Origin of the sequence: Mesotoga infera (genome assembly GCF_900157305.1) — a bacterium.
GTDB classification, from domain to species: domain Bacteria; phylum Thermotogota; class Thermotogae; order Petrotogales; family Kosmotogaceae; genus Mesotoga; species Mesotoga infera.
Map to the genome: position 1 here is coordinate 2,926,827 of NZ_LS974202.1, position 18,581 is coordinate 2,945,407.

The 18,581-nt window shown below is 52.0% G+C and carries 14 protein-coding genes and 1 CRISPR repeat array (1 of these 15 only partly in view); all 14 genes read left to right on the plus strand.

Annotation, left to right across the window (positions count from 1 at the left end; genetic code table 11):
* A CRISPR array of direct repeats spans nucleotides 1-329; the repeat unit is 30 nt; unit sequence GTTGAGCGAGAACCATAGTGGGATGGAAAC (it extends 1,086 nt beyond the left edge of the window).
* Between the two features lie 873 nt (nucleotides 330-1,202).
* The 14 genes from MESINF_RS13400 (at nucleotide 1,203) to MESINF_RS13465 (ending at nucleotide 18,273) form a co-directional block, all read left to right on the plus strand.
* Nucleotides 1,203-1,340, plus strand: coding sequence for a hypothetical protein (locus tag MESINF_RS13400; protein ID WP_169698557.1), 138 nt, complete (start codon nucleotides 1,203-1,205; stop codon nucleotides 1,338-1,340).
* A gap of 196 nt (nucleotides 1,341-1,536) precedes the next feature.
* Nucleotides 1,537-2,805, plus strand: a complete 1,269-nt coding sequence (gene ltrA, locus MESINF_RS13405; protein WP_169700879.1) for a group II intron reverse transcriptase/maturase — start codon at nucleotides 1,537-1,539, stop codon at nucleotides 2,803-2,805.
* Between the two features lie 1,047 nt (nucleotides 2,806-3,852).
* A complete protein-coding gene (locus MESINF_RS13410) occupies nucleotides 3,853-7,254 on the plus strand; it encodes a metallophosphoesterase (RefSeq protein WP_169700649.1) in 3,402 nt (1,133 codons plus the stop codon).
* Between the two features lie 14 nt (nucleotides 7,255-7,268).
* Entirely contained in the window at nucleotides 7,269-8,090 is an 822-nt protein-coding gene (locus MESINF_RS13415) for a hypothetical protein (protein ID WP_169700651.1), read from the plus strand.
* Nucleotide 8,091: 1 nt separating this feature from the next.
* On the plus strand, nucleotides 8,092-9,228 hold the full coding sequence (locus MESINF_RS13420) for an ROK family transcriptional regulator (RefSeq protein WP_169700653.1): 1,137 nt from the start codon (nucleotides 8,092-8,094) through the stop codon (nucleotides 9,226-9,228).
* Between the two features lie 3 nt (nucleotides 9,229-9,231).
* Nucleotides 9,232-10,470 carry an ABC transporter substrate-binding protein gene (locus tag MESINF_RS13425; protein ID WP_169700655.1) on the plus strand — a complete coding sequence of 413 codons (1,239 nt, stop codon included), beginning with the start codon at nucleotides 9,232-9,234 and terminating at the stop codon, nucleotides 10,468-10,470.
* A gap of 40 nt (nucleotides 10,471-10,510) precedes the next feature.
* Complete coding sequence (locus MESINF_RS13430; RefSeq protein ID WP_169700657.1) at nucleotides 10,511-11,746, plus strand: carbohydrate ABC transporter permease; 1,236 nt, start codon at nucleotides 10,511-10,513, stop codon at nucleotides 11,744-11,746.
* A 1-nt stretch (nucleotide 11,747) separates the two neighbouring features.
* Complete coding sequence (locus MESINF_RS13435; protein WP_169700660.1) at nucleotides 11,748-12,584, plus strand: carbohydrate ABC transporter permease; 837 nt, start codon at nucleotides 11,748-11,750, stop codon at nucleotides 12,582-12,584.
* A gap of 20 nt (nucleotides 12,585-12,604) precedes the next feature.
* A complete protein-coding gene (locus MESINF_RS13440; protein WP_169700662.1) occupies nucleotides 12,605-13,675 on the plus strand; it encodes an alkaline phosphatase in 1,071 nt (356 codons plus the stop codon).
* Nucleotides 13,672-14,433: an endonuclease/exonuclease/phosphatase family protein gene (locus MESINF_RS13445; RefSeq protein WP_169700664.1), complete on the plus strand. Its 762-nt coding sequence runs from the start codon at nucleotides 13,672-13,674 to the stop codon at nucleotides 14,431-14,433. The genes MESINF_RS13440 and MESINF_RS13445 overlap by 4 nt, the downstream gene beginning before the upstream one ends.
* Nucleotides 14,430-15,533, plus strand: coding sequence for an alkaline phosphatase family protein (locus MESINF_RS13450; RefSeq protein ID WP_169700666.1), 1,104 nt, complete (start codon nucleotides 14,430-14,432; stop codon nucleotides 15,531-15,533). Before MESINF_RS13445 ends, MESINF_RS13450 begins: the two co-directional genes overlap by 4 nt.
* Nucleotides 15,523-16,302, plus strand: coding sequence for a PHP domain-containing protein (locus tag MESINF_RS13455; protein ID WP_169700668.1), 780 nt, complete (start codon nucleotides 15,523-15,525; stop codon nucleotides 16,300-16,302). Before MESINF_RS13450 ends, MESINF_RS13455 begins: the two co-directional genes overlap by 11 nt.
* Nucleotides 16,290-17,300 (plus strand): Gfo/Idh/MocA family protein, encoded by a 1,011-nt coding sequence (locus MESINF_RS13460; RefSeq protein ID WP_169700670.1) that lies wholly within the window; start codon nucleotides 16,290-16,292, stop codon nucleotides 17,298-17,300. Before MESINF_RS13455 ends, MESINF_RS13460 begins: the two co-directional genes overlap by 13 nt.
* 1 nt (nucleotide 17,301) lies before the next feature.
* The gene (locus MESINF_RS13465; RefSeq protein WP_169700672.1) at nucleotides 17,302-18,273 is read left to right on the plus strand and encodes a Gfo/Idh/MocA family protein; all 972 of its coding nucleotides are present in this window, start codon (nucleotides 17,302-17,304) and stop codon (nucleotides 18,271-18,273) included.
* Nucleotides 18,274-18,581 lie beyond the last annotated feature (308 nt).

Consider the following 18,581-nt stretch of genomic DNA (forward strand, 5'->3'; position numbering starts at 1 on the left):
ATTACGAACCATAAGTACATTTCCGTCCAACCGCTCAGTTGAGCGAGAACCATAGTGGGATGGAAACAGATAACCGTTGTTCAATATCAAAATTGCTGAGTTGAGCGAGAACCATAGTGGGATGGAAACGCTTAAACACTGAAAGGCTGATCTTTTCTGCCATTCTCGTTGAGCGAGAACCATAGTGGGATGGAAACGAATAAGTAGACAAAACTTGGGGTGTAGGTCGAGTTGAGCGAGAACCATAGTGGGATGGAAACAGAAAACTTGGAGTCCTTCGACTCCAATTATGTTTCCTGTTGAGCGAGAACCATAGTGGGATGATAAGAGCGGTTGTTGGTTATTCGTTGTTGGTTCCTGGTAAGAACGAGATCCCGTATAGGAGCACTACGGGATGACAGTATTGGTGTACTGCGGGATGACAGCCCCTTCCCGTCATGCCGGACCTGATCCGGCATCTCCGCTCTTTCCTCTACCATGAACCAGGAACGAGGAACCCGGACTCGCAGCATCGGAACGAGAAACTGCACGAAGGACGGGTCCATGATCTGGGACGAACAACGAAGGACGGCTCTTCTGAGCGAGAACCATAGTGGGATGGAAATTGCTTGAATCTCTGATGAAGGCTCGCCTTGAAGTCGTTGAGCGAGAACCATAGTGGGATGGAAACCATAGTTGCAGGGCAACGGAATTATCGTGTAGCTTTTGTTGAGCGAGAACCATAGTGGGATGGAAACGTATGGTGTTTCGCCTACGACCATTCTCTCGGTGTTCTGTTGAGCGAGAACCATAGTGGGATGATAAGAGCGGTTGTTGGTTGTTCGTTGTTGGTTCCTGGTAAGAGCGAGATCCCGTATAGGAGCACTACGGGATGACAGTATTGGTGTACTGCGGGATGACAGCCCCTTCCCGTCATGCCGGACCTGATCCGGCATCTCGTGCGCCCGGCATGGTACACAACTATAGGGTGAAAGACCCGAATGTGGGGAGTCAAAGAAGCATTAGCCAGAGGCAAGGGTGTCACTGGTAACGGTGAATCTGAAGGAAGCCCGAGGCAAAGTCCGGAACTGAACGAAAGTGAACCAGAGATGGCCGTTACAGAGGGTAACCCTGCGAGATAAGGGAAAGCCCTGACTCCAGCTGTAAAGGTTCGGATGGCAGGATTCGGATGAAAGTGGTGTATCTTACCCGGGGAAGTCCTCATGAGTCCGAAAGGGGTAACCGTTAGCAAGGAGGAGATCCAAGTTAAGGGAAAGCTCAGGAGGATGGCAGATGAACCCGTAGTAGTGAAGAACCTCTCCGAAAGGAGAAGGGACCTTGGCTATAAGCCAAGGGGGTGATGAGGAGGTCGAAAGGCTCCATCACTTGCGAAGGGGAGAAGGATCGAAGAAATGTGATCGGAAGACAGTGAAGAGACTTAGGTCAGACAGTTAAAGACAAGGTACATATTCCCGGGAGGGTAGAGAAGCCAGTCATTAATTGTCGCAACAATATCTGAGGCTGGAGCTGTTGGAAGGGAGCATGCAGGAGAAAGAGATGAAGTATTACAGTCTAATCGACAAAGTCTATTCGAAGAAGAACCTATTGAAAGCCTATCACAGGGTAAACTCCAACAGAGGAGCTCCTGGGATAGACGGAGTAACCGTAAAATCATTCGGGGAGAAACTCCTTGAAGAAATCGAGAGATTATCCGAAGAAATCAAGAGCGGTGAGTACATGCCCATGCCACTCAGGAGAGTAGAAATCCCAAAAGCAGATGGTAAAACAAGGCAATTGGGAATACCTACTGTGAGAGACAGGGTGGTACAACAATCTCTCAAGGAGATACTGGAACCTATATTCGAGGAAAGATTCCATCCCTCCAGTTACGGTTACAGAAAGGGAAGAAATGCCTGGCAGGCGGTGGAGAAGGCGAAAGCTTTTGCATCCAAATACGGTCTGTGCAATGTAGTGGAACTTGACCTGAGCAAATGTTTCGACACTCTGGATCATGAGAAGATAATAGACTCCGTAGCAGAGAGAGTGAGTGATGGAAAGATACTCAAACTCATACGCGCAATGCTGAAGAGCGGAGTAATGGAAGATGGAGTCTGGAAGGCAACAGAAACTGGCAGTCCACAGGGTGGTGTAATAAGTCCCCTGCTGGCGAACATCTACCTGGACGAGTTCGACCAGAAGATGAAAGCCAGAGGAATAAGGATAGTCAGATATGCAGACGACATATTAATCTTCTCGAAAACCCAGGAAGAAGCCCGAGAGTTTCTGGCAATCGCGATCAACATACTGGAGATTGACATGAAGCTCAAGGTCAACAGAAACAAGACGAGAATCACAACACTGGAGGAGGGCTTTCACTTTCTTGGCTTCGAAATAAAAGGCGAGAGAGTTGGGATAGAGAAATCCAGATTGAAAAGGTTCAAGGGAAAGGTCAAGGGACTTACAAGAAGGAACCAGAGCACACCGGTAAAGGAAATAGTGAAAGAGCTAAATCCACTGTTGAGAGGATTTGCCAGCTATTTCAGGATAGTAGACTTACAATCTACCTTGAGAGGGCTTTTGAGCTGGATAAGGAGAAGGCTTAGAGCCATCATACTACACCAGTGGAAGAGCACAAAGAAACTGAACAGAGTCCTTAGAAGGGCTGGATGGGAAGAGAAAGTCAATTTGAGAATGAACAAATGGCGCTCTTCTCACACAAAAGCAGTCAATTACGCCATTCCCAACAGGTTCTTTGAAGAGATGAACTTATTCGATATGACATCGTACTATCATCCCCTGTCGAAGTATCCGATACTCGATCCATGAGCCGTGTACGAGGCCCGTACGCACGGTTCTGTGAGAGGACGAGGGGCTCCGCCCCTCTCCTACTCGATCGCTCTTTCCTCTGTCTTGAACCAAGAGCGAGGAACCTGGACTCGCAGCGTCGGAACGAGAAACTCCTCTTCCAAGGACGGGTCCATGATCTGGGACGAACAACGAAGGACGGCTCTTCTGAGCGAGAACCATAGTGGGATGGAAACATGCCGCAACTTCCGAGCGCGAGACAGAATTCGTTGTGTTGAGCGAGAACCATAGTGGGATGATAGGAGCGGTTGTTGGTTGTTCGTTGTTGGTTCCTGGTAAGAACGAGATCCCGTATAGGAGCACTACGGGATGACCCTGAATAGGAGCATTTCAGGGCAGGCTCCATGGGGACACCACGGGATGACAACTCCCTTCCCGTCATTCTGAGCTTGACTCAGAATCACGTTCTTCCTCCTTCCCGTCATGCCGGACACTGATCCGGCATCTCCGGTCCTTCAAAAGAGCAAAAGAGCGAGATCCCGTTTAAGAGCACAACGGGATGACATTAGTGGGGTATTACGGGATGACAGAATGGGAGCGGTTAACGGGATGATGGTCTCTTCAGGTCATCCTGAAATGCTCCTAGTCAGGATCACGTTCTTTCCTCTGTCTTGAACCAGGAACGAGGAACCTGGACTCGCAGCATCGGAACGAGAAACTGCTCTTCCAAGGACGGCTTTTTGCTCTTGCGAACGAAGAACAAAGCTCCTAGCTCCGCAACGAAAAACCGCTCTTCCGAAGGACGGCTCTTCCCGCGCAGCGTCGAAACGATTTACCGCTTTACGCTCTTCCAAGTAAGAGTTGTTGTGGTTTATTAGTCTCGAGGTGAAACTAAATACCGGACGGCTACCGTTGAGAAAAAGGGTGTTATTTCCGCGCGAGATGGCCTGTATTTTAGTCTGATCGAAATTCAGCGACTACTACGGTTTGGTTTGTATGTGAGGTTAGTTGTAAAGTCTAGTTGCTATCCTGTCGGCTCACATTTTGGTGTGGTATGGAGGTTTTTATATGAACTGGAAGAGGTTTTTGCTCGTTGTGGAAGCGATTTTGATCGTTCTATCAGGATTTGCTTTCGAAGCGAAACTATTGCCCTTCTGCACGAGCAGCATCGAGAGAATGCCATGGCTCTTCGAAGATGTTCTCTATTTTGTCGGAAACAACTACGATATTTATCAGATTGCCCTGAAAGAAGACGGCAGCTGGGGTGAAATCAAACAGGTGGAAGGCGAGGTCAACACTCTGGCCAACGAGATCAGCCCTTGCGTGGTACGGAGCGGTAATGATCTGGTCATGTATTTCGCCCGTTACAGCGACGCCACCGACTACGATTTCTTCAGGGCTGTTCTGGACAAAAGTAGCGGAGAATGGACAAATGTGACCTCGGTTAAAGAACTGAACACCGACACGCAGGAGTGGAAAATTTGGGTCAACGAGGGCGAGACTCTGGCCTATATAACGACGAAAGGCTCGCACGGCGGCGCAGCTCCGGTAGGCGGAAGAGATATATGGATGTCCGAGAAGGTCGAAGGCAAGTGGACGACTCCTCTCAACGTGGCTGTCCTCAATACAACCGGGGACGAGTGGTCGGTCTTCGTCGCGCCCGATGGGAAGATCTGGATCGACGGATCGAGGGAGGAGGTTATCGGAGGTCACGATATATACTACTACGACCCGAATTCCAAGAAAATCGTCCATCCCGGCGAAGATATAAACACAATGTACAACGACAGGAGCGTCTGGACCGACGGAAAGACACTGATACTCTCCTCGAGCGACAGAAAAGACGGTGCCGGAAGCTACGATCTGTACACCGTCGATCTGGAGGGCGAGGCGATCCTATCGCCCGTGGCAGTGCAGGTAAGGGAAGAGATAACTGCAACACTTGGCGATCTTCGCTCGTCGATGGACGGTAAGTACATTCTCGAAGGCCAGACAGTGACAGTCGAAGGCGTTGCACTTGTCTCGACGGGCGAGTGGCACGATAAGGCGAACTACTTCACGATAGCCGACGCTTCGGCCGGGGTCTTCGTTTACGGGGCCGGTTTCACAGAACCTTTCGTAAGGAAGGGAGACCTGGTCAGAGTGACGGGTACGCTATCGATTGTTGGCTATTCCACTGATATAGGCAGTCTGGTGATCCTTCCATCCGGTCCGGAGGACATCGTAGTCCTCTCGGAGGGTGCCGATCTGCCGACGCCGAAGATCCTCTTCACCGATACTCCCAGAACGGCCCTGGCGGCATACGAGGCCAGACCGGTAATGTTCTTCGGAAAAGTTAGCCAGTACGACAACGAGACCATAGCCAGGGGCTTCGTTATAGACGGCTCGAGCGATTCGGAGTACGAAGATTCGAAGGGTGAAATCAAAGTTAAATTCTATTCTTACGCGCAGATAGATATCTCAGGACTGGAGAACGGCGATTACGCCTCAGTGAAGGGTGTTCTGGTGCTCGACAAGGAAGGTAACTACTATGTGAGACCGACCGAAAAAAGCGACATAAGCGAGATCCAGCGGAACCGGATGATCTTTCTCTCGACGGTCGCCGATAAAGCTCTTCTAGCCGTAGAAGATTCGCAAGAGGTGGAGAGCGAAGCCGGGAACGATCGGATACTTGAGAGCGCCGCCGACAGGATCTTCGCCAGTTCGTCGGACGGAAGGTTGTTCCTGTCGGCGTACTCCGTCGGAGGAACGAGAGCCGGCAGCGGCCCTGCGATCTACGAATACATCGACGGAGAGCTGGTAAAGCTCGCCCTGCCGGGTGAGGCGGAGTATCCAGACATTAAAGGAAAGGGGCTGGTCTTCGCCTGCAGAATATCGCCAGACGATCTGAACTCCAGCTGGGAGATCTACCATCTCGATCTTGAATCGAAGAAGCTGCAAAAACTGCTTTCTTCGCCCAGTGACGAGATCGAGCCTGTGCTTTCTCCCGACGGAAAGAAGGTGGTCTTTTCCAGACAGGCCAACGGCCACTGGGAACTGGTCGAGCTTGAGATAGCCTCTGGCAGTGAGAGTGTGATCGAAGTCAACGCTAAGTCGGCCGACTTTTCATCGGACGGTAGAGAACTGGTTTTCCAGTACCTGGGCGAAAGCTGGGATCTCGTCGAACTTTCGAAACTGGACAGCCCTTTCGGCGCTTCACGGAGAAAACTGCTGGCCACCCCCTTCGACGAAACCTCTCCGGCAGTCAATGACGACTCTAACTTGATAGCATTCGTAGCCGACTATCGCGGCAAAGGTGAAGTCTTCTTGCTAGACACGGTCTCCGGTGAGGTGAGGCCTCTCTTTGCGGAGGTTACAGAGTCGAAGAATCCCTTCTGGATAGAAGATAAGCTCGGCGTTGCGAAGCGATCTGAAACCGGCTGGGAAATGGCCCTCGTCGAGATTGTGGAAGAAAAGATCGGGTCTTTTGAAGAAGTCGCGAATTTTCTCCGCAGGCCGAGGCTGACATCGCCGGCCATGGTGGATCTAGATGAGGTTAGATTCGAGATAAGTCTGAAGGAAGGATTCGTGCCGGTGAAGGCCTACCTTCAAGGTAACGGCCGCACGATACCCGTGATGTGCTACGGAAACGATGCGATCATTACAGGCAACGCGGTCCCCGGTCTCTACGATCTGAGGATCGTAGCGCGGAACTCCTCCGGTTACCACTCCTGGATAGAACCCAAGAGCGTCTTTCTTGGCGATAGCTCCCGGACGGTTCGGATCGTCCAGCTCACAGACATTCATCTGGGCTTAGCGAATAAACCGGAGAACCGCGAGGGGTTCATAAAGTTGCTAGAGAGCGCACAGATGGAAGAGCCAACGATGATAGTCATAACCGGAGACGTTTCCGACGCGGCCCAGTATTATCCAGATGACTACGCCTTTCTCAGGAGCACACTTATTGAGCATGCCGAATGTCCGGTCTTTGTGATTCCCGGGAACCACGACAGTCAGAGGGCCGGAAAGGTCGTCGGAAAGGAAATGTGGACGGAGTTCTTCGGTGAGCTCTACTTCAGCTTCGAGTGGGGTGGATGGCGCTATATTTTCATGGACACGGGAGACTCCGATTACGGACTGGTCAGCGGCATGGTTTCGGAGGAACAGATGGACTGGTTGAGGGGAGAGATCGATAATGACCGCAAGACGGTACTCTTCGCGCACCATAACCCTTTCGACACGAGGTGGAGTTTCTTCGAAAAGGAACCGAACCGGCAGGAGCTGGTCGAGGTTTTGGAAAGCGGAAATTTGATGCTTGCCCTTTTCGGCCACAGGCACTCCGATGCGATAGACTACCACGACGAGATACTTGCAGTTACAACAAGAAAGAGTCTCGAAGGTTCCGCACTTAGTTACAGGCTGGTGATTCTCGATAGAGAGGGAATCTTGAAGATCTCGCAAGAGTTACCGAAAGCTTCAAAATCGATGTGAGAGAGGTGGTTTTTATGCGTAAGGCGATACTGATCGTTCTGGTTATGGCGATAGCCGTTCCCCTTCTGGCTTTCGAGGTTGAAAATCTGCCCGTGAATACCGAAGGCATAGAGCGCATGCCATGGCTTCATGGGGATACGCTGTACTTCGTGGCCGGCAACTACGACATTTACCGCGCCGAGAGGTTGGCCGACGGTTCATGGGGACCAAGAGAACCGGTGCCGGGGGAAATCAACACCGCGGCGAATGAAATAAGCCCATGCATTGTCGAGAGAGATGGAACTCTTATCATGTACTTTGCCCGGTACACCGGTACCGAAAGAGATTACGACTTTTTCAGGGCGGTTTTCGATCCTGTAGAAGGTCTCTGGAAGAATCCGGTGATGATACCCGAGCTGAGCACCGAAACCCAGGAATGGGATATATGGGTCAACGGTGATGAGACGGTGGCTTATCTGACAACCAAAGGCAAGTTTGGCGATGCCGAAATAGTTGGTAAGAGAGATGTCTGGAGATCTGAGAAGGTTGATGGAAAGTGGAGTCTGCCAGTTCTGGTCAGAGAGGTATCGACCGACGGCGACGAGTGGTCGGTCTTCGTCGATCCGCTAGGCAGGATCTGGGTAGACGGCGCCAGAGGCGACGCGTACGGCAGTTATGACATCTATTATTACGATCCTTCGCTCTCTCTTGTGATCCACGTCGAGAAAGACGTCAATTCGATCTACAACGAAAGAAGCGTCTGGACCGACGGCAAGACTCTGGTCTTCACATCGGCTGACAGAAATACCGGAATGGGCGGATACGATATCTACATCACCGATCTGGGAGAAGAGTGATTTGCTCCAGTTGAACGATACCGAGAGGACGGTCCTGGCTTGCCTTTGGCGCCAGGACGGTCTTTCCCGCGCCAGAATCACTGCGCTCACAAAGCTGAGCAAGGCTACAATCTCGAGGGTCGTCAATCAGCTGATGGAAAAGCGACTGCTCACCGAGCAGAGCGTCGAGTCGAGAAAGACCAGAGGACGTCCTTCTACACCGCTGACTCTCGATAGAAATTCCAGATCGGTCGGCGGGGTGAACATCCGCTCTAACTGTTTCGACGTTTCCCTGGGCGATCTTTCAGGAAGGATCAAAGACTTCTTCAGTATCGGGCACGGAAGAACCGACGTGGAAGAAGGGTTGGCAGCTTTGCCTGAGAGGCTTGTAGAGAGGGGAGTAGAGCTGGACAGGCTCGTCTCTTTCAGCATCGTCACCCCGGGAATCGTGGAAAGGGCGACGGGCTCGGTAACGAACGCCTTTTACACAAGCGGGGGAAGGGTCTTTCTCGGAGAGAAACTCGCGCTAGACTGTCCGGTTACGGTAGAAAACGACGCCAACTCCCTAATTTACTCGGAGATCCTCTTCGGCAGGATTCGGGAGACCGACATCCTCTATATAGATAAAGGCTTCGGATCTTCGCTTGTGATCGACGGTAAGGTTTTCAGGGGGCCTCACGGGAGTGCCGGGGAGCTAGGACATCTCCAGCTCGACCCCCACGGACCACTCTGCTGGTGCGGGAAGAGAGGTTGCCTGTCGGCTTATTTCGCTAGAGAGAGCCTCATGGATAGATTTTCCTTTCACCTGAACGAGTCCCATCTGAAACAACCCGAGAGGGCTCTGCTGGGAGTTCTGAGCCAGGAGTACGCCGTATCCTCCGACAGAAAGTTCGCCGAGGTCTTCGAGCAGTTGCTGGACCTTCTCGGTGCGGCGATAGCCAACGTGGTCGATTTTCTCGGTGTAGAAACGGTCGTGTTGAACAACCAGAACCCGGTGTACAATTCCAGAACTTTCGATTACCTGAGAGAGTACATCTTCACCACGGCGATAAAGAGAAAAAATCTGAGGTTCGAAAGTGTAACGGTATCTACGGAAAGGCTGATGCTGGTACCGCTGGCAGTGGCTCTTTCCGCTTTGCTTGAAAAACAGGAGGTGTGAATTATGAAGAGAGTTCTGTCGATACTTTTCATGGTGGTGCTTCTAGTCTCTCCGATCATCGCGAAGACGACGATCACCCACTGGATGCATTACTCCCCGGCCCGTGTTGAGCTTATACTGGAGATGGCCGAAGAATTCATGGCAGCCAACCCCGATATCGAGATCGAGCTGCAGGCCATTCCAGAGGGGGAGTACAAGACCAAGTTGCTCGCCGCCCTTGCGGCCGGGAGCGGCCCAGACGTCGCCCAGATCCCTTCGAACGCTATGACTGAGTTTTACAACTACGGTTTGATTCAGCCTTTCCCCGAAAGTGTCGTCACTCCTGAAAGTATCATCAACGACTACATACCGGCCGCGGTCGAAAAGCTGGTAATAGAGGGAGAGGTCTATGGTGTTCCCACCGATGTCCAGACTATTGTTCTCTTCTACAATCCCGTTCTTTTCGAAGCGGCCGGACTCGATCCGAACAGACCACCGCAGGATTGGAACGAGCTGATTGAATACGCGCGAAAGACCACGATCTGGCAGGACGGCAAGATGGTGCAATCTGGTTGGGGAATAGCAGGCTATCATCCGGTTGTCGAGACCTTCATGCGCCAAGCCGGAGCCACTTTCTGGGATGAAAGCGGCGAAAAGATAGTTTTCGAAGAGGCCCAGCTCGAAGCTTTGAAGTTCATCACCGATGCGGTGAAGGTCGAGAAGGTCTATGTTCCCGAGTTCGGAAGCAGATGGACCGGTTTCAAGCAGATCAAACAGGCCATGGTCTTCGGTCACGGCGCCATGGTCGGTTCGTTCCTGAGCACGGGAAGCAAGGATCTGGTCTTCAAGACGGCGCTCGCGCCGGCTCATCCGGTGACCGGTTCGAGAGCCAACGTTATAACAAACTGGGCGCTCGTTATAATGAGCGATGCCGACAACAGTGAGGCCGCCGCGAAGTGGCTGACATATATTACCTCTGCCGACGCACAGAAGAAATGGATGTTGAAGACCGGCGAACTCCCATCGCTTAAGAAGGTTCTCGAAGATCCCGAGCTGCTTTCAAACGATCTGTACGTACCGATCTTCGAGTCTCTCAAGTACGCCGTTCCGACCTTCTCCAGGGGTTGGGCCGATCCGGCTTCGGAATTGCGGGAGATAGCCTACAATGAAATCATAAACAACAACATGGATCCGAAAGCCGCACTGGAGAAGGCTATAAAGGAGATAAACATTTATCTAGAAGAGACTTTCAGTCAGTTCTGACTCAAGGGCCTGAAAAGGCCCTTGATTGGAGGTAGAAGGTATGGTGCCGGGTAAACATAAAGTGGTTTTTTTCACGGGAATACTGTTGATAGCGTTATCGCTCTTTCTGCCCTTCGCGAGCGGTAAAGAAAGCCTGATGGCCTGGGACTTCTCTCTGGCAGGGGTACGTTTGCCGTTCATTATAATTCCACTCGCTCTGGCCTGTATTGTGGCCTACACGTTTGGAAAGATTTTTCTGATTCTCGCTCTTTCACTGGTCCTGTTGATTATCGATCTCACCTGCATCTTTTCCAAGGAACAGTGGAAACCGGCCCTGAAGTCCAAGTTCTTTCTCGATTTCTTCAAAGTGACCTGGGTGGGCTGGTATCTCCTCGCCGTTGGCGCTTTGCTGATAATTGTAGCCACGATAACGCTTTTCAGAGACCGTAAGAGGGCACCGTACCTTTTTCTTATGCCCATGCTGGCGGGAATAGGTTTCCTGACGTTCTTTCCAGCCCTCTTCGCGCTTTTCATAAGTTTCAGAAAATGGAACATACTGATCGCGAACAAACCCTTCGTGGGTCTGGCCAACTTTGAAAAGGCCTTCTCCGACGAGTACTTTTGGAGATCGATCTGGATCAGTTTCAAATACGCGCTTGGCGTGATTCCAGCCAAGATACTGATAGCTTTCTTCTTCGCCTTTCTGATATACGCCATCCCGAAGTTCAAGGGCTTTTTCAGGGTCGTTTACTTCCTACCGACCGTCACTTCCGTCGTGGCGGTGAGCGTCATCTGGAACTGGATATACAACCCCTACTACGGCGTGGCGAACTATGTGCTAAGCGTATTCGGCATACCGCCGGTCAACTGGCTCGGCGATCCTAAAACGGCCATCTGGGCCGTCGCTGCCGTTGCCGTCTGGCGGGGAGTGGGTTATGATATCATCATCTTTCTGGCAGGGCTCAACGATATACCCAGAACCACGGTTGAAGCCTCGCAGATCGACGGCGCGAACGGCTGGCAGAGACTGAGGTATATACTGATCCCGCTGATGAAGCCGTCGCTCGTCTTCGTGTTCATAACCTCCACGATCGGTGCGATACAGGTTTTCTCGGAGATTTATATGATGACCGGCGGCAACGCCGAAACGAAAACGGCCGTTTATTACATCTGGGAATACGGTTTCAGCAGGCTTCAAATGGGCTATGCCAGTACGATGTCGCTGATCCTCTTCGCGATCATACTTACGATCTCCCTTATACAGATGAGAGTAACACGGCTTCTAAAGGAGGAGTGAGATGGCTTCCAGAAGAACTTCAAAAGTCGTTCTTTACACGCTGGCGTATGCTCTTTTGATCATCTTCGCCTTCATAATGCTGATGCCCTTCGTCTGGATGCTTCTCTCGACTTTCAAGGATCAGAGAGAACTATTCGAGTTTCCGCCGAAGTTCCTGCCGAAGAAGCTCACTTTGAACAATTACATAGAAGTATTCAAGACAGTCCCCTTCGTAAGGTACTATCTCAACAGTCTCCTGGTGACCTTCTCCTCGGTCGTTCTGAACCTCTTCTCTTCGAGTCTGGCCGGTTACGCCTTCGCCAAGTACCGTTTCAAAGGCCGGGAGATTATCTTCAAGGTCATACTGGGGGCGATGATGATACCCTTCCCGGTAACCATCATTCCGCTTTATATAATGGTCTACGATCTAGGGCTGGTCGATTCTTACTTTGCACTGATCATAACCGGTTCGGTGAGTATCTTCGGTACTTTCCTGATGAGGCAATTCATCGTCAACATACCCGACGATCTACTCGACGCCGCACGAATAGATGGATCTTCCGAGTTCGGTACCTACGTACGGATCATCCTGCCAAATCTGAGGGCACCGCTATCGGCGCTGGCCGTTTTCTCCTTTATGTCGACCTGGAACGCCTTCCTTTGGCCTTTGCTAGTAGTTAACGACGACAGGCACAGGACCGTGCAGCTGGGCGTTCAATTCTTCACACAGAGGTATGGAGACCTGATACACTTGCAGATAACGGCTGCCGCTATGGCCATTATTCCGATAATAGTGTTGTACCTCTTCCTGCAGAAGCAGTTCATTCAGGGTATAACCATGACTGGTCTCAAAGGTTAAGAAAGGAGAGAATTCTGTCGATGAGAGTTTTGCTGTTCGCTTTACTGCTGTCGATTGTCTCGCTGTCTTTCGCCACGCCGGATAACGTGGTTCTTGTCGTCGGCGACGGTATGGGCTTCAACCATCTCTTCCTCTCGGAACTGCTCTACGGGGAGAATCCGGCGACGAGACTCTTCAGGGTCTCCCTCGGTCTAAATTCGCCTGTAGATGCCCTGATAACCGACTCGGCCGCCGCGGCCACCGCCCTTTTCTCCGGAGTCAGAACGGTCAACAACGCCGCAGGGCTCGATCCATCGGGCAACCCCGTGCAGTCGGTGGCAACGGTGCTGAAAGAGAGGGGCTGGAAGGTCGCGATGATAACCAACGCCAGATATTATGACGGCACGCCTGCCGCTTTTTACGCGCACGCCTTCAGAACCGACGATCTTCAGATAACCGAGGATTTAGTGAACAGCGATATCGATCTCTTCGTCGCTGGCGGACTTGAAAAACTCGGTCTGAATCCCTTCACCGGAAAGCCAAAAAAGAACGGAACGCTCGAGAGATTGGCCGCCAGTGGTTACACCGTATACGGCCTGCAGTTCGAGAAACTCTTCGAACCGATCGGCGAGAAGAAGGGGAGCATGGCCTTTCTCTCGATGGGTGATAACAGCTTTGAAAACGCTTTGCTTCCCAACGAGATGTCTCTTCCGGAGATCGTCAGGAAGAGCCTTGAATTGATCGCCGGACCGAAACTCTTTCTGGTAGTAGAAGCGGCCAGGATAGACGACGCTTCGCACATAAACGACGATGCGGTGGTTAAAGCCGAGTTGCTGGCCTTCCAGAAGACCGTTCGGTTGCTGCTGGACAGCTTCGATAACTCGAAGACTCTCTTCCTGATACTGGCCGATCATGAGACTGGCGGCCTGAGCATAATCATGGGCGACGAGAGGGCGATCGACCTCGAGATCGCCTGGTGCAGCGGAGACCACACGGCCTCTTACATACCGATCCTATCTTACGGAGAAGGTAGCGAAAGCTTCTCCGATTTCCTCCATCTTAGTGATGTCAATAGAATACTTTTGGAGATTCTTGGGGGTGAAGTGAGATGAAAAAGGCCCTTGTCTGTCTCTTCCTTTTGATGGGGATGATATCCATGGCCCTGACGATTAAGGTTATGACCTACAACATTCGCCACGCGAGAGGGGTCGACGACGTTGTCGATCTGCAGAGGATAATAGATGTCGTCCGTTCTGAAGAGCCCGACATTCTGATACTCAACGAGGTCGATCAAGGCAATCCGAGAACGGCCGGAATACACCAGGCCGGGGAGATCGCCGAAGCGCTCGGTATGAATCTCTTCTTCGGGCCAACCGAAGGGACGAGTTATTACGGTAACGCCGTACTCGCCAGGTTTGAGATAGTCCAAGCCAGGAGCGTAACCTTGCCCCAGCCGAAATGGCTCAATGCCGCAAAGCGCGGAGCGGCCATCGCGGCAATCGAGATAGAAGGAGTGCGGGTTCTGGTGGTGGGTACACATCTCGGTCTGGCCGGTATAAAGGAGATCGAGACCGAGCTGAGCGAGATCTACTCAATAGTGCGAGAAAGCGGTTTACCGGCGATCGTTGCGGGAGACTTCAACGTAGAGTATTTCGATCTTGAGAACCGCATGAAAGAAGTGATAGAGGAACTGAGATCGGTGAATCATTATCTGGGTATCGACCTGCATACTATACCTGCGAACAACCCCGGCCCGCAGATCGACTATATCCTGGCAAGTCGAGAATTTCTTCCGGTCAACGCCTACACCGTACCCTCGCTGGCCTCCGATCACCTGCCGGTTGTGGCTTTGCTGGAGATGGGAAGATGAAACCGCGATTGCTTTTCATAACAGTCGATGCGCTCGGTCCGGAAATTCTCGCCAGGGCGAAAGCTCCGGTGATAAAACGAATAATGGAGGAAGGTTTATCTGTTCAGAAGGCGACTTCCCATTTTCCCACACTCACGACGCCGATGATGAGCACCATACTCACCGGCTGCCTTCCCGACCGCCATGGAATCGAGTGTAACACCAGACTGGATATAGGGGCAGGCAGGGTGAGGGGAAAGTTACGCGATCTGAAAGTGGCGACTATAGGCGATATACTCGTCGAGAATGGTTACAGCGTGGCCTCGGTGCAGCATTTCATGCTCGAAGGACGGGCAGGCATTTCTTACACCCAGACCGACGGGGCCAATACGACGGAAATGACGGACCTCATCGCCGGTTGCATGGAAGAGTTTGACGCCGTTTTCACGATTTTTCAGGCCGTTGATGCAGCCGGTCACAGGTTCGGTCCTTTCCATGAAAGGACACTGGCCGAGGTCGAGAAAATAGACGGGGCGATCGGCAGGCTTTTGGAGGTCTGGAAGGGAAGTGAGTTTCTCCTGGTGATCTCGTCAGACCATTCAATGAGTTACGCCGACAGGGCAAGCGATTTTTCGATAGAGGAGTTCTTCGCCTCCATGAATCTGAAGGCAGCTTTCATTGGTGAGGGCGAATCGTTCTCGAACCTCGACATTGCGATGCTTAGATACCCAACCGTGCCGATCTTTCTTCTGAGCGAAAGGGCCAGGAACCTTCGCGTAGAGATAACCAATCGTTTGAGAAACGAGAGAGAACTCTGGCGCGTCTATTCGAAAGAAGAGATGGAAAGCCTGGGCAACGGCCGCTACGGAGATATAGCCTGCACGCTGAACAAAGGAGTTACCACAGCCAGGGCACTGGTGGAAATGGGGGGATTCGGCTATCATGGAACCGAGGGCGAGGAGGGAACCGTGATCGCTTTCCAGGGTAGTATGTTGAAAAGCCGTAGAATACCGGCGGCAAGACTGGCCGATATCGTACCGACGACACTGAGGATTCTCTCGATAGAAAGCGAAAGGAAATTCGATGGTGAAAACATCTGGAGCTGTGATGATGGGCGTTGATTTTGACTTTCACATTCATACGGTCTTTTCCGATGGTTCGATGTCCTTCGAAGAGCTTCTGACTGCGCTAAAACGTGCCGGCCTGTCGAAATGCGGGATAACCGATCACTTCGAAACGGGGTTGCCCCATTCTGTGGCCGTGTCGGAAGCCAATTATATGGACCTCTTCAACAGGTTCAAAAAGGAAGCGGGAAATTCTGGCATAGAAGTCTTTCTTGGTGGCGAGACGGGGCTGGGACCGGACGGTTTGATGCTTCCGACCGGGGCGCCGCCTTTCGATTTCTTGATCGCCAGCGTACACAGGGTAAACGGAAGACATAAAAGCGAATCCGACTACTGGAGAGAGTACAGGACTTACATAGAACGCGGAATAGAAAAGGGAGGCTTTCAGATTCTGGGCCATGTCGAGGGTTATCTTCCCACGGCACCTCTTGGAGCAAACGGCGGAACCTTCGATGAACGCCGCGAGATCGAGCGTTATTACGCGGCGAAGTATCTCACGCTCGATTGGTACGCCTCGATAGCTCCGACTCTTGTAAAGAGCGGTGTGGCCGTGGAGATACACGAGATGTCCTCATCGCCACGGTTGGAGGTGATCGATCTCCTCCAACGAAAGGGCGTTAGGTTCTCTTACGGAACCGATTCACACGGGCCGGAACAGCTTATGAAGAGAGAATTCATTACCAGAGTGTTGAACTGCACTCGATTGAACGAAGCCGATATATTCAAACCGGAAAAGAGAAGAGGAGGAGCGAGATGCACTCGATAGCGATACTTGGAGCTGGAATGATGGGGAACGTCCACGCGAGGGCCTACCGGGCCATGGGTGAGATCAGTTCCCTCTGGATAATCGATCCAGTCGAAAGCAGGGCAAAGGCAATCTCCGAAAAATACGGAGCAAACGTTGCCAGTTTTGAGGAAGTTCTGGAAAACGGCGTCATAGACATAGTGGATATCTGCACGCCGACATTCACGCACGGCGAGCTTGCCGTCAGGGCGCTGGAGGCCGGCAAGCACGTCTTCTGCGAAAAGCCCGTAGCGCTCAAGATAGAAGAGGCCAGGGCAATGGACGGGGCGGCAAAAAAGAGCGGCAGGAAGTTCATGGTGGGCCACGTCGTACGTTTCTTTCCGCAATATATAAGAGTGAGGGAGCTCGCGGTTGCCGGAGACATCGGAGAAATAGTGATGGCAAGACTTTACAGGGGAGGTTCCTTTCCCTCTCACGGTATTGACAACTGGTTTGCCGATATTGACAAGAGCGGAGGCGTCTTCGTAGATCTCTCCATACACGACTTCGATTTTCTCAGAAAACTACTGGGGCCTGTCAAGACCGTCGAAGCGAGGTCCGTAGCGCTGAGCTCGGAAAGGAAGAAAGACTCTTTCGATCATGGCATGGCGATTCTTAGGTTCGAGTCCGGCGCTCTGGCGCACATCGAAGGCAGCTGGGCCGAACCGACCGGGATGCCTGTCAACTTCGGAACCTTCTACGAATTCGTTGGCACAAAGGGAATGATAACCAATAGCTACGAGAGAGAGACGACGCTTCGTCTGCAAACCTCGATCGACGGAAAGCCGAAATACTCGCAGGAGAATACCGCCTATTACGATCCGTACGCTGAAGAATTGAAATCTTTCATACTTTCGATAGATGAAGACAGGGAAGTCCCGGTTAACGGGCAAGAAGCCGTAGAATCGTTGAGAGTCGCGCTGGCTGCCAACCTGTCGGCAAAGCTGCACAGACCGGTCGAGCTTTCGGAGGTGTTTTGAGATGATGAAAATCGCGATCCTCGGTATTGCGCATATGCACGGTTACAGCTATGTGAGAGCCTTGAAGAGAATGAACGATATCGAGATAACGGGGCTTTTCGACGAGGACAGATCCAGGATGAGTACGGCCTGTAAAGAGCTTGGTGTCAAGCCTTACGAACACCCCGAAGAACTCGTTGCCGGCAGCGATGGCGTGATAGTGACGAGCGAGAACTCGACCCACAGGAAGTTCGTCGAAATCGCTGCCAAAGCCGGAAAACACGTTCTCTGTGAAAAGCCTATCGCGACAAGCGTGGAAGACGCGGAGGCGATGATCGAGATCTGCCGCAGGAACAGTGTGAAGCTTCAAATGGCCTTTCCGGTTAGGTACAGCGCTTCCGTGAGAAAGGCCAGGGAGATCATCACGGGCGGCCTGCTGGGCGAGGTAGTGAGTCTGGTGGGAACCAACCACGGGAGAATGCCGGGTGGCTGGTTCACAGACCCCGTTCTGGGCGGTGGCGGCGCCGTTATGGACCACACCGTGCACGTGGTGGATATAGTGAGATGGCTTCTGAATTGTGAATTCACGCAGGTTTACGCCACTTACGGCACTCTTATACACGACATACCGGTCGAAGACTGCGGACTGGAGATGTTCAAACTCTCGACAGGACAGTACATGACGCTCGATTGCAGCTGGTCTAGACCGAAGGCACATCCCTATTGGGGAGATGTAACGCTCCACATAGTCGGAACTAGGGGAACGCTCTTTCTGGATGTCTTCAACTCAAAGATCGAGGTCTATTCCAACGAAAAGGGCAATCGATGGGAAAATTACGGCGACAATCTCGATTCGTTAATGATAGAGGAGTTCCTGAAAGTCCTTAGGGAGGGCAAGGAGCCTTTTACCGAAGGAAACGATGGTTTGCAGTCGCTCAAAGTCGTAATGGCTGCATACAGAAGCTTCAGAGAGGGAAAGGTAGTGGAAGTCTGAAGAGCGAGAAGAGCCTCCTTCGTCTAGGAGCGTGGACCCGTCCTTTGAGAGAGCCTAGAGCACGCGCGGAATATCAATCCGTCATTCTGAGCTTGACTCAGAATCACGGTTTTCTAAGGAGTGGATCCCGGGTCGGAGCCCGGGATGACAGGATAGGGGCGTTCTGGATGCGTAATGTCGAGGAACTGCTCCCAATGCTCTCACGAAGGACGGGGCCATGATCTGGGACGAACAACGAAGGACGGCTCTTCTGAGCGAGATCCCGTATATAAAGAGCGGGGTCCCGTTTAGGATTCCTGAATAGGAGC

What these genes read in the sequence shown, in the direction of transcription:
- MESINF_RS13400 (WP_169698557.1), top strand. Translation starts at nt 1,203, where the DNA reads ATGAGTCCGAAAGGGGTAACCGTTAGCAAGGAGGAGATCCAAGTTAAG.
- ltrA (WP_169700879.1), top strand. Translation starts at nt 1,537, where the DNA reads ATGAAGTATTACAGTCTAATCGACAAAGTCTATTCGAAGAAGAACCTA.
- MESINF_RS13410 (WP_169700649.1), top strand. Translation starts at nt 3,853, where the DNA reads ATGAACTGGAAGAGGTTTTTGCTCGTTGTGGAAGCGATTTTGATCGTT.
- MESINF_RS13415 (WP_169700651.1), top strand. Translation starts at nt 7,269, where the DNA reads ATGCGTAAGGCGATACTGATCGTTCTGGTTATGGCGATAGCCGTTCCC.
- MESINF_RS13425 (WP_169700655.1), top strand. Translation starts at nt 9,232, where the DNA reads ATGAAGAGAGTTCTGTCGATACTTTTCATGGTGGTGCTTCTAGTCTCT.
- MESINF_RS13430 (WP_169700657.1), top strand. Translation starts at nt 10,511, where the DNA reads ATGGTGCCGGGTAAACATAAAGTGGTTTTTTTCACGGGAATACTGTTG.
- MESINF_RS13435 (WP_169700660.1), top strand. Translation starts at nt 11,748, where the DNA reads ATGGCTTCCAGAAGAACTTCAAAAGTCGTTCTTTACACGCTGGCGTAT.
- MESINF_RS13440 (WP_169700662.1), top strand. Translation starts at nt 12,605, where the DNA reads ATGAGAGTTTTGCTGTTCGCTTTACTGCTGTCGATTGTCTCGCTGTCT.
- MESINF_RS13445 (WP_169700664.1), top strand. Translation starts at nt 13,672, where the DNA reads ATGAAAAAGGCCCTTGTCTGTCTCTTCCTTTTGATGGGGATGATATCC.
- MESINF_RS13450 (WP_169700666.1), top strand. Translation starts at nt 14,430, where the DNA reads ATGAAACCGCGATTGCTTTTCATAACAGTCGATGCGCTCGGTCCGGAA.
- MESINF_RS13455 (WP_169700668.1), top strand. Translation starts at nt 15,523, where the DNA reads ATGGGCGTTGATTTTGACTTTCACATTCATACGGTCTTTTCCGATGGT.
- MESINF_RS13460 (WP_169700670.1), top strand. Translation starts at nt 16,290, where the DNA reads ATGCACTCGATAGCGATACTTGGAGCTGGAATGATGGGGAACGTCCAC.
- MESINF_RS13465 (WP_169700672.1), top strand. Translation starts at nt 17,302, where the DNA reads ATGATGAAAATCGCGATCCTCGGTATTGCGCATATGCACGGTTACAGC.